The organism is Ligilactobacillus salitolerans (genome assembly GCF_003864415.1).
Classification (GTDB): domain Bacteria; phylum Bacillota; class Bacilli; order Lactobacillales; family Lactobacillaceae; genus Ligilactobacillus; species Ligilactobacillus salitolerans.
The window spans coordinates 1-10555 of record NZ_BFFP01000057.1; the positions used below are offsets into that span (position 1 = coordinate 1).

Below are 10555 nucleotides of genomic sequence, written 5' to 3' on the forward strand. Positions count from 1 at the left end.
CTGTTTTGCCCGTCACCAAATAAATCTGGTCGATTTTATTCAAGTCAAGCATCATGAGGGAACACCGCTTTTAAGAAAGCATCGAGGATATAGTTGTTGATCCGATTGTAGACCACCACAGTTTTATTTTGATCAATGCGAAACTGCATCGCCTTTTGAGACTTAACCTCATTCGTTGATCTAGGACCATCAATTTTAACTTGGACAAAATCATGCTTGTTATCCAAAAAATCACCTCATCTCATTTGATAAGGCAATTATATTAAATCTGGTTTTTTATTTAAATACGTCCCGCTGGGCACTGCTTACTATTTAATGCTCAAAAAGCGCTGAAATAAAGTTGGCAGCCAACAAAAAAGCTTCGAATTCAGAGTGAATTCAAAGCTTTTTTATTTTTATCGTTGGCCATTTTGTGTGGTGTTATTTGAACTTGAACTTGGCTGAGATGTCGGTTGACTGGATGTTCCACCGTTATTAGAACTAGTTTCTGAAGCAGATGTACTTGTTTCAGACGAAGTACTTGAACTCGTTGAGCTAGAAGAAGAACTCGATGAACTAGAGCTTTCTGAGCTGCTGGATTCTTCTGACGAGCTGCTAGAGCTTGATGAGCTGCTGGAACTGGAGCTCTTTGAACTGCTGCTATCATCGTCATCTTCTTTAACGATTGCGGAATCCGGCGCACCAGCGAGATAAAGTTCACGCACTCCATTGACAGTCTTGGACAAAACGTTGCTTGGCTGTGACCAATCTGTGTTTGTCTTGCCTTGGGCAATGTAGGACATGATCGACTTATAGGTCAACTGGGCCAGTCGAACAGAAGCTGTGTCTAGATAATTATTTTCTTGGTAAGGATGGTCGTAGCCCACCCAGACTGAGATCGAATAGTTCTTAGTGTAACCGTTGAACCATGAATCCATCGAAACATCTGACGGGAATTTCGAGGCGATATCATCTGGGTAAGCATTGGTCCCGGTTTTACCAGCTTGATATAAGCCTGCGATTTGAGCTCTTGTGCCAGAACCCATTGACGAATTGATCACGCCTTTCAACATATCTGTGATCATATAGGCCGTTGATGACTGCATTGCATGGACTCCTTTGCTGGAGTAATCAACAACTTGTCCGTCAGCCGTTTGGATCCGATTGATATATGAAGGCTTGTAATACGTGCCGCCGTTAGCAAAGGCTGAATATGCTGCAGCGTTTTGCAAAGTCGAAGACGGCAAGCCGATCCCATTCTGTAATTCTAGCTGTTTTTTATACTTAAAGCCAAGTTTGCTGATGAAATTCTGGGCTTTTGTTACCCCAACAGTGGATAATGTTTTGATCGCGGGTACATTTCGCGATTGAACTAGGGCATCCCGCATCGTCATCGTGCCTTTGTACTGATTATCAAAATCATTTAACTGAATATTAGTTCCAGGGTAGGTGTATTTTTCATCTTTGAGCGAGTGATAAGTTGCCCAGTTTAAATCTTCAATTGCTGGTCCATAATCCATCAGCGGCTTAGCTGTCGAACCGTTTGTTCGATCGGTTTGCACAGCACGGTTCAAGCCGTATGTCACATTGCCTGTTTTTCGACCGCCGAGCATAGCAACAACCTTGCCGTTATTGGGGTTGATGATCGTTGAAGCCACCTGCAGCTTATTATCTGGGAAATAAACATAATTATTAGTGTTGGCAATGTCATAGAGCCTTTTTTGAACCTTCATGTCCAAATTTGTGTAAATTTTCAGGTTCGAACCATATGGATCGTAGCCTTTTTTCTTAACTTCGCTGATCACCTGTTTCAAGTACGGGTCCGCCAATTTGGCTTTCTCTGTAGTCTGTGTACTTTGGTGATAAGGCCGCAGTCCTTCGGTAATACTTGTACTTTTAGCTTGTTCATACTCCGTTTGCGAGATTTTTTTATTTTTCAGCATCGCTGCTAAAACGTCGTTTCGGCGGTCTAACGCCAGCTTCTGGTTCGAGTAAGGATTATAGGACGATGGAGCGTTGGGTATCCCGGCAATCAAGGCTGTTTGGGCGAGTGAAAGGTCTTTGACCGATTTGCCAAAATAAAAATTGGCTGCGGTTTGCATTCCAAATGAATTATAGCCCATAAAAACCTTGTTCATATAGAAGGTCAGGATCTGATCTTTAGTGTAGCTTTTATCAAGTTTACGTGCGAGCCAAGCTTCCTGTGCTTTTCTTTTGAGAGTTTGGTCGGACTTTTTGGTTGAGAAAAAAGAAAGCTTGATCAATTGCTGGTCAAGTGTACTGCCGCCTTGCAATCCGGACGAAGAATTCGACACGTTTGAAAAGGCTGCACCCAGCGTCCGTTGCAAGTCGACCCCTTTATGCTTATAGAAGCGCCGGTCTTCGATAGAGATCACTGCATCTTTAAGCTGCTGGGGGACCTGATCTTGTTTTAAAACGGTCCGATTCTCTGAACCCAGGCTCAAGATCTTATGGTTGTCGCTATCATAGATCGTAGTTGAACCAGGGCTCTTAAGTTGTTCCTCATTTAAAGCAGGAGCAGTCCGAGCATATGAAAAGAATAAAGTTGCTGCGGCTGCTACTGCTACGACCAGTAGTAACACTAAAGACCAAAAAATCTTAGCAAATAAATGCTTCTTTTTCTTTGGCCGTCCTTGACCACGCTTATGATTTTGGGCTTGTTCGCGTTGTTTAACACGCGAATACTTTGGATCTTGTTTACTCATAATAAACACATACTCCTTTAGTTAACGCTATTTAAATTTTCAATCAAAAGGTCAACCGCCTGCAAGTATGGCAGACGGGGGTTGATTTGATAATCGATCAAAAAACCTTGTTCTTGGATCGTGGTATATGGAATCGACTTGCGTTCTGAAAAGCGCCGGTCCCAATAAGTGAACAGTACAGTTGCTGGCAGTAAGTAGATTTCCTGGTGAGCAACAAATTTCACGAGTGCAAAGCAGATCCCGCCTTGTCGAATACAAGCTTTCATGTGCTTGATCTGGTGATCATGGAAGTTGCTCAACGGGAAAGAAGCGCGATTCCTAGTCTCTTTAGCTTCAAAATCGATGTAACGTCCGCGATAAACCCCGTTGTAATCGGTAGTTGAGGCCTGTTTAAAATACGCCTCCTTGATCACAGCAGCGCTCCTTTTGGGATAGTCGACATTCACGATCTGAATCGGGAGCGGCTTTTTATGGATCACGGCAACATTAGTTTCTAAGTAATATTTGTTGCTGAGGTTGATCTCTTCTTCCAGCGACATGCCGCGATTGCCATAAATTACATTTTCGTTAGCCGTTTTGCTTTTAAATTTGATCGTCTGATCCAAAGCTAGTTTTTGTTGATAGGGAGTTCCATTGGGATAGCGTTTGATCATTTAGCTCACTCTCCTCTGCGCTTAATTATAGCAACAGTTGGCTTGCTTGGCAAAGTTTGAAAAAGCTGAGAACAAATGAAGGTGTTAATATAGTAGAAGTACTTGGTTATTGGGTGAGCTGACTGGAGAATTATTAGAATTTTGTCAGTCCCTGAAGTAAAATAAGAACAAGGCAGTTCGAGTAAAAATAATGAGTGATAGCGAGGTGATCACATTGCGTTTATGGGTGACAGGCTACCGCAGTTATGAGTTAAATATCTATAATGAGCAGGATAAAAAATTAGCCGTGATCAAAGCAGCATTGAAAACTGAGTTGAGCGAACGAATCGAGAATGGTTTGGAATGGATCTTGACGGGCGGACAGTTAGGGATCGAGCAGTGGACGATCGAGGTCGGTTTAGATTTAAAAAAAGATTTTCCTGAGTTAAAATTAGCAATGCTGCTGCCATTTTCAAATTTTAGTGAGAAGTGGAAGCCAGAAAAGCAGCAACACCTGCAGGAATTAAAAACAGCGGTTGATTTTAGCGCTGAGGTCAGCAAGCAGCCTTACCGTTCACCGCAACAATTAAAAAATTACCAAATCTTTATGCTCAACCATACAGAGGGTGCACTAATGGTCTATGATCCAGAATACCCAGGGAAAAGCCGCTATGACCATGAAGCGATCTTAAAAAAACAGCAGGCAAGTGAATATGGTCTCGAGTTGCTGGATATGCTGTCTTTACAAGATACGGCTGCATTGCTGGCTGAAAGAGATGAAGACTGAATTCGCTTCGTTGGGGTGTTTTAATACTAGCTGGCTTGAGGTGCTAGGATTTAGCGCAAGCCAAGTTAAAGCAAATAAGAACTCAAGAAAATGATGATTTAGTAAAACTGCTTGAAATTTTAGTGTCAACTGGTATAATAATATTGTTATAAGTTAAGTTCCTTTTGGATGGGGTGCAATTTAATGGAAAATGTTAAGCTAACGCCTAAAGAAATCGTGAATAAACATTTTAAACCTAAAATGCGCGGTTATGATCCAGCAGATGTGGATGAGTTCTTAGATAACGTAATTCAGGATTATGAAACTTACGCTAAGGAAAATCAACGTTTGCAGGCAGAAAATGATCGTTTAGTTAGCAAAGTCGACGAGTTGACCAGACAGGTTGCTGTTGGCAAATCCGGACAAACAGCACGTCCAGCATCTAATACGACAAATATGGATATTTTGAAACGTTTGTCGAATCTGGAACGCCATGTCTTTGGTGCTCAACTTAACGATGACGATCATAGTAATCAGTTTTAACATAGATATATGATATAAAATGTAGTTTTCTGGTAATCGCGGTCTGCATCTGCAGGCTGAGGAAAGTCCAAGCTTACACAAGCTGCGATGCTTGTAGTGTTCGTGCTTGCTGAAAAAATAAGGCAGGGGGCCTGTGTGAACAGGTTACGGCAGATAAAAGGGCTAAAATTTCGGTCATGCCTGAGTAGTCTTGAAAAGTGCCACAGTGACGAAGCAAATAAGGAAACTTATTTGGTGGAACGAGGTAAACCCCACGAGTAGGTAACCCAAATTATGGTAGGGGCGCTTCATGACGGAAATGAACAAATCATGGGGGCGAATGTTTTCATTCGGAGATAGATGATTACCACCGATTTCGGTTCCTGGATCGAATGACGTACGGAACGTGGCTTATAGAGGACTACATTACAGGTGTCGGGGTAATTTAATTATCCCGGCTTTTTTAATAGTTAAGGAAGACTTTGTCGCAAGCAAATGACAAACGTTTATGAATAAATTTATTTTGCTAGAATATAGGAGGCAGCATTAATGCAGGAGTACAATTTGATTGCAACCTGTGCTTCGGGACTCGAAGCATTAGTTGGCGATGAATTACGGCATTTGGGCTATGATGTTCAAGTTGAAAATGGCCGGGCAAGGTTCAAAGGCACCATTGCTGACATTTTTTGGGCTAATATGTGGCTGAGGACAGCAGATCGAATCAAAATTGTCTTAAGCGAGTTTGAAGCAAAAGCATTTGATGATCTATTTGAAGAAACCAAGAAAATTCCTTGGGATCAATATTTGCCAATGGATGCAGAATTTCCGGTTAATGGCCGTTCGCAAAAATCCATTTTGCACCATGTACCAAGCATTCAATCAATAGTTAAAAAAGCCGTAGTTAAGCAAATGTCTGATGTTTATCATCGGCACACTAAATTTCCTGAAACAGGTGCTAAGTTTGGGATCGAAGCAGTGATCAACAAAAACCATGTGATGCTGCTTTTGGATACGACAGGCAGTTCACTTTTTAAACGGGGTTATCGGGTTGAAAAAGGTGCAGCACCACTGAAGGAAAACATGGCGGCCGCATTGGTCCTACTAGCTCATTGGTATCCTGATATGCCGTTTGTAGATCCAGTCTGCGGTTCCGGGACAATTCCGATCGAGGCTGCTCTGATTGCAAAAAATGTGGCTCCCGGTTCTTGGCGCACCTTTGCCTGTGAAAGTTGGCCGTTGTTTCCGGATGATTTGGCCCAGCAACTGCGGGAAAAGGCAAAACAATTGGCTAAACCAGAGCAAGAGGTGAAGATCTTTGGCTATGACATTTCCGGCGAGATGGTCGACATTGCCCGGCTCAACGCGCAAAACGCCGGCGTACTTTACGACATCACTTTTAAGCAGTTAGCTGTTAAGGATTTTAAAACGGCTGACAAAAACGGAGTGATCGTTGCTAATCCGCCTTATGGTGTTCGCTTAAGCGACCGTGAAGCGGCTGAAGAACTCTATGGGCAAATGGGGCACATTTACCAACAAATGGGCACATGGAGTAAATATATTTTATCTAGTGATTTAAATTTCGAAAAAGCATATGGTCAAAAAGCTACTAAACGGCGCAAGCTGTATAATGGAGCTTTACGAACTGATCTTTTCCAGTACTGGGGTAAAAAAGAACGGTAGATCAGCAGCAAGACAAGGAGGATCAGATGGATAATAAGTTTAAGTATCAGCCGGAAAGGGCGACGAGCGTGATCTGCTGGTCGTTTACTGGGATGATTTTCTTGGTCGGAGCGCTCTTGTGGCTTGAGATCACGGTACTTCAGCCGTGGACGATCAGTGCTTTCATTTTGTTTTTACTGGTTGTCTGGATCCAGGTTAAATTTCGCTATCTGCAAATTGACGCGGAAAAACTGCGGATCAATAAAGTTATCGCGACTAACAATGTGCTGATCAAGTATCATGATATCACAGCACTAGCCGTCAATAAGCACAGCTTAGTAGTCCGAACAGCAGACGAAGAGTATGAGCTGCTAATGAGTTCAAATCACGCCAAACAAGCGGCTCAAGCGATTCGCAAATACAAGTAATTCTGATAGTTTCTGTTGAATGAATAGGAGGCATTGCTAGCGATGAAAGATATTGAAATTGCACAAAAGTCTGAAATGTTGCCAATTACACAGATTGCGCAGAAAGTTGGGATCAAAGCGGAAGCAATCGAACCATACGGTAATTATAAAGCAAAAATTACACAAACAAGCAAGACGGCCGATTCACAAGGCAAGTTGATTTTAGTGACAGCAGTAAGTCCAACGCCGGCAGGTGAAGGTAAATCAACTGTCACGATCGGGCTGGCAGATGCTTTATCTGCTGCGGGCAAAAAGACAATGATCGCTTTGCGTGAGCCTTCCTTAGGGCCTGTGATGGGAGCAAAAGGCGGTGCTACGGGCGGCGGTTATTCACAAGTGCTGCCGATGGAAGATATCAATTTGCATTTCACGGGGGATATGCATGCTTTAACGACCGCAAATAATACTTTGGCTGCATTGATCGATAATCATTTACAGCAGGGGAACGAATTGGGACTTGACCCGCGTCAGATCGTCTGGAAGCGAGTTTTAGACATCAATGACCGCGCTTTGCGTCATATTGTGATCGGCATGGGGGGAAAAAGTTCGGGTGTGGTGCGCCAGGATGGGTTCGATATTACGGTTGCTTCGGAATTAATGGCGATCCTTTGTCTAGCCAAGGACTTAGCTGACCTTAAAGCACGTATCGCTAAGATCTTGGTCGGGTATACATACGACGGACAGCCCGTAACTGTCAGCCAATTGGGAGTCGAAGGTGCGATCACGACTTTATTGAAGGATGCATTAAAGCCTAATTTAGTTCAGACATTGGAACACACTCCCACTTTGATCCATGGCGGTCCTTTTGCTAACATCGCACACGGCTGTAATAGTGTCTTAGCTACAAAAACGGCACTGAATTTAGCTGATTACACGGTAACTGAAGCCGGATTTGGTTCAGACTTAGGTGCAGAGAAGTTTTTAGATATCAAAACTCCTGTTTTGGGCAAAACTCCAGATACGATCGTGATCGTTGCGACGGTTCGGGCTTTAAAGATGAATGGCGGGGTCGTTAAAACAGACTTGGAGCAAGAAGATCTGCCGGCTTTGCAGGCTGGTTTCAGTAACCTCAAACGTCACATTCAGGCGATGAGCCAGTATGGTGTACCAGTAGTTGTGGCAATTAATCAGTTCGCAACGGATAGTCAAAATGAACTAGAACGTTTGCAAGAAATGTGTCAAGCAGTTGGGGTACCGGTTGAAGTTTCAAATGCTTGGGCTCTTGGCAGTCAGGGCGCCAGCAAGTTGGCTGAGACAGTACTTTCTTCTTGCCAGCAAGCAAGCAGCTTTAAACCGCTTTACGCGCAAAACTCTTCTTTGGAAGAAAAGATCTTAACTGTTGTTTCGAAAATTTACCAAGCTAAAAATGTTGTTTATTCCAAAAAAGCTTTGCAGCAATTGCAAGAATTTAAAGAACGGGGCTGGGATCAGTTGCCGGTCTGTATGGCTAAAACACAGTATTCATTTAGCGATGACCCTAAGCTTTTAGGTGCTCCCAAGGATTTTGAGATCCATGTGCGTGAGTTTGTACCGAAACTAGGAGCCGGTTTTATTGTAGCTTTGACAGGAAATGTTTTAACGATGCCAGGCTTGCCTAAAAAGCCGGCTGCCAATGGGATCGATATCGATGAAAATGGTAAGATCACTGGTCTATTTTAGCCGGGATGGAGTTTTTCAGTCAGGTTGACAAATTGCTCTATGTTTATGTATCAGAATGAAAGGCGTCGATTTTATGCCAACTTATGTTATTTTAGTTTTTGCTGTTGTGTTATTGGATCAGGCAGTTAAATATTTTGTTCAAAATCAGATTCCGCTTGATCACAGCGTGGTCATAGTTGATCACTGGTTTTCCTTGGCGCACATTCGCAATTATGGTGCGGCTTGGAATATTTTAAATGGACAACAGTGGTTTTTTACTTTGATTTCGATCGTGGCAATCGTTGTTGTGATCTATTACTTCTTAAAACTCTGGAAAAATTGGGGTTACGCCTTGGGGTTAACGTTAATTTTAGGCGGAACTTTGGGGAATTTCATTGATCGGCTCCGGTTGGGTTATGTGGTCGATATGTTTGAATTGAACTTTATCAATTTTCCAATTTTTAATGTGGCCGACTGTGCGCTGACAATCGGTGTGATCATTATTTTGTTAGTGATGTTAAAGGATGATTCATTATGAGAGAATTTACAATTACGGACGAAAGCGGGCGCCTTGACCAGGTGTTAGCTGCGAAGTATCCGGAGTTCTCACGTTCCTTGATCAAAAAAATGTTGACCTCAAGCAATATCCTAGTTAATGACGAGGTTAAAAAGCCGCGCTACATGGTCAAAAATGGAGATCGGATCAGCTTAACTGAACCTGAACCAGAAAAAATTGAGCTGGTTGCTCAAGATATCCCGCTAACTATCGTCTATGAGGATGATGATGTCTTGGTGGTCAATAAACCAGCTGGGATGGTAGTTCACCCAGCTCCTGGTCATCCGGACCATACTTTGGTCAATGCCTTGCTGTATCATTCTCCGCTGTCACAGATCAATGGAACTTTACGTCCTGGAATAGTTCACCGCATTGATCGGGATACTTCTGGGTTATTAATGGTCGCTAAAAATGACCAGGCTCATCGCAGTTTAAGCAAGCAGTTAAAAGATAAAACGACAACTAGAGAGTACATTGCTTTAGTTCATGGAGTGATAAAGGAAGCACAGGGGACGATCGATGCTCCACTAGATCGCAGTCCTAAGGATCGCAAGAAACAGGCAGTTGTGGCTGGCGGAAGGCGGGCAGTCACACATTTTACGGTGCTCCAACGATTTACAGCATATACGCTGGTCAAATGTCGGCTGGAAACAGGACGGACCCATCAAATAAGGGTCCATATGAAATACATTGGTCACCCGGTAGCCGGAGATCCTGTTTATGGGCCCAAAAAAACTTTGGCCGGTCCCGGTCAGTTTTTGCACGCAGCCAAACTGGGCTTTACCCACCCAGTAACTGGTCAGAGATTAAATTTTCAAGCTGACTTGCCTGATTATTTCAAACAAGTGCTCGATCAGCTTGACAAATCTGCAGACAATGAGTAAAATTAATTAAAATTTAAATGTCCTTTTAAAGGGTTGTCCAGAGAGACAAACAAAGGCAGCACACTGAATATACTTAGACGATAAGAATGAAACTTACGTCCAGTTGTATCCTCAAGGGCTGCGACTGGACTTTTTTTATGCCTATTTCTGAGGACACCAAATCTTTTCAAAAGGGGGAAACATTTGTGACCAAAGTAATTTATGATGAAATTGCCATGAAGCGGGCCTTGACCCGGATCACTTATGAGATCATTGAAAACAATAAAGGAGTAGATGATCTTGTCTTGGTAGGCATTAAAACAAGAGGGATCTTCTTGGCTGAACGGATCGCTGCGCGGATCGAAAAATTAGAAGGTGCACGGATCCCGGTCAATGAATTGGATATCTCAGTCTATCGAGATGATAGAGATAATGCTTTTCCTGCTGCCGCTCAACAGGTTTCGGAATTTAAAAATGATGTGACTGATAAGAACGTGATCTTGGTTGATGATGTCTTATTCACAGGTCGGACGATCCGAGCAGCTTTAGACGGCATTATGGACCAGGGACGTCCCCATCAAGTGCGTCTGGCAGTTTTAGTTGACCGGGGACACCGGCAATTGCCGATCAGGGCTGATTTTGTCGGCAAGAATATCCCTACTGCTTGGGATGAAAAAGTAGCAGTTTATATGAATGAAGTCGATGGTCAGGATAGGATCGAGTTAGAGTAGCCCCATTGACCAATGC

Annotated in this window: 11 protein-coding genes and 1 other RNA gene; 9 read left to right on the forward strand and 3 right to left on the reverse strand. The window is 43.0% G+C overall.

The window, feature by feature from the left end; genetic code table 11:
• Nucleotides 1–44 precede the first annotated feature (44 nt).
• From LFYK43_RS11455 to recU, 3 genes are all read right to left on the reverse strand, one after another.
• Entirely contained in the window at nucleotides 45–227 is a 183-nt protein-coding gene (locus tag LFYK43_RS11455) for a hypothetical protein (protein ID WP_124978415.1), read from the reverse strand.
• 168 nt (nucleotides 228–395) lie between these two features.
• The gene (locus tag LFYK43_RS11460) at nucleotides 396–2705 is read right to left on the reverse strand and encodes a transglycosylase domain-containing protein (protein ID WP_124978417.1); all 2310 of its coding nucleotides are present in this window, start codon (nucleotides 2703–2705) and stop codon (nucleotides 396–398) included.
• Nucleotides 2706–2722: 17 nt separating this feature from the next.
• Nucleotides 2723–3358 (reverse strand): Holliday junction resolvase RecU, encoded by a 636-nt coding sequence (gene recU / locus LFYK43_RS11465; protein WP_124978419.1) that lies wholly within the window; start codon nucleotides 3356–3358, stop codon nucleotides 2723–2725.
• Between the two features lie 190 nt (nucleotides 3359–3548).
• Between recU and LFYK43_RS11470 the strand changes: the two genes are divergently transcribed.
• The 9 genes from LFYK43_RS11470 to pyrR all read left to right on the forward strand — a co-directional run bounded on the left by LFYK43_RS11470 (nucleotide 3549) and on the right by pyrR (nucleotide 10539).
• Nucleotides 3549–4124, forward strand: a complete 576-nt coding sequence (locus tag LFYK43_RS11470; protein ID WP_124978421.1) for an SLOG family protein — start codon at nucleotides 3549–3551, stop codon at nucleotides 4122–4124.
• Between the two features lie 183 nt (nucleotides 4125–4307).
• Nucleotides 4308–4646, forward strand: a complete 339-nt coding sequence (gene gpsB / locus LFYK43_RS11475; protein ID WP_124978423.1) for a cell division regulator GpsB — start codon at nucleotides 4308–4310, stop codon at nucleotides 4644–4646.
• 24 nt (nucleotides 4647–4670) lie between these two features.
• Nucleotides 4671–5044, forward strand: an RNA gene (gene rnpB, locus LFYK43_RS11480) — RNase P RNA component class B.
• Nucleotides 5045–5174: 130 nt separating this feature from the next.
• Entirely contained in the window at nucleotides 5175–6305 is a 1131-nt protein-coding gene (locus LFYK43_RS11485; RefSeq protein WP_124978425.1) for a THUMP domain-containing class I SAM-dependent RNA methyltransferase, read from the forward strand.
• A 26-nt stretch (nucleotides 6306–6331) separates the two neighbouring features.
• Nucleotides 6332–6712 (forward strand): EbsA family protein, encoded by a 381-nt coding sequence (locus LFYK43_RS11490; protein WP_124978427.1) that lies wholly within the window; start codon nucleotides 6332–6334, stop codon nucleotides 6710–6712.
• Nucleotides 6713–6754: 42 nt separating this feature from the next.
• The gene (locus LFYK43_RS11495) at nucleotides 6755–8410 is read left to right on the forward strand and encodes a formate--tetrahydrofolate ligase (protein WP_124978429.1); all 1656 of its coding nucleotides are present in this window, start codon (nucleotides 6755–6757) and stop codon (nucleotides 8408–8410) included.
• A 73-nt stretch (nucleotides 8411–8483) separates the two neighbouring features.
• Nucleotides 8484–8927 (forward strand): signal peptidase II, encoded by a 444-nt coding sequence (gene lspA, locus LFYK43_RS11500; protein ID WP_124978431.1) that lies wholly within the window; start codon nucleotides 8484–8486, stop codon nucleotides 8925–8927.
• Nucleotides 8924–9829 carry an RluA family pseudouridine synthase gene (locus LFYK43_RS11505; protein WP_124978433.1) on the forward strand — a complete coding sequence of 302 codons (906 nt, stop codon included), beginning with the start codon at nucleotides 8924–8926 and terminating at the stop codon, nucleotides 9827–9829. The genes lspA and LFYK43_RS11505 overlap by 4 nt, the downstream gene beginning before the upstream one ends.
• Nucleotides 9830–10014: 185 nt before the next feature.
• Nucleotides 10015–10539: a bifunctional pyr operon transcriptional regulator/uracil phosphoribosyltransferase PyrR gene (gene pyrR / locus LFYK43_RS11510; RefSeq protein ID WP_124978434.1), complete on the forward strand. Its 525-nt coding sequence runs from the start codon at nucleotides 10015–10017 to the stop codon at nucleotides 10537–10539.
• Nucleotides 10540–10555: the final 16 nt, after the last annotated feature.

What these genes read in the sequence shown, in the direction of transcription:
- LFYK43_RS11460 (WP_124978417.1), bottom strand. Translation starts at nt 2,705, where the DNA reads ATGAGTAAACAAGATCCAAAGTATTCGCGTGTTAAACAACGCGAACAA.
- recU (WP_124978419.1), bottom strand. Translation starts at nt 3,358, where the DNA reads ATGATCAAACGCTATCCCAATGGAACTCCCTATCAACAAAAACTAGCT.
- LFYK43_RS11470 (WP_124978421.1), top strand. Translation starts at nt 3,549, where the DNA reads ATGAGTGATAGCGAGGTGATCACATTGCGTTTATGGGTGACAGGCTAC.
- gpsB (WP_124978423.1), top strand. Translation starts at nt 4,308, where the DNA reads ATGGAAAATGTTAAGCTAACGCCTAAAGAAATCGTGAATAAACATTTT.
- LFYK43_RS11485 (WP_124978425.1), top strand. Translation starts at nt 5,175, where the DNA reads ATGCAGGAGTACAATTTGATTGCAACCTGTGCTTCGGGACTCGAAGCA.
- LFYK43_RS11490 (WP_124978427.1), top strand. Translation starts at nt 6,332, where the DNA reads ATGGATAATAAGTTTAAGTATCAGCCGGAAAGGGCGACGAGCGTGATC.
- LFYK43_RS11495 (WP_124978429.1), top strand. Translation starts at nt 6,755, where the DNA reads ATGAAAGATATTGAAATTGCACAAAAGTCTGAAATGTTGCCAATTACA.
- lspA (WP_124978431.1), top strand. Translation starts at nt 8,484, where the DNA reads ATGCCAACTTATGTTATTTTAGTTTTTGCTGTTGTGTTATTGGATCAG.
- LFYK43_RS11505 (WP_124978433.1), top strand. Translation starts at nt 8,924, where the DNA reads ATGAGAGAATTTACAATTACGGACGAAAGCGGGCGCCTTGACCAGGTG.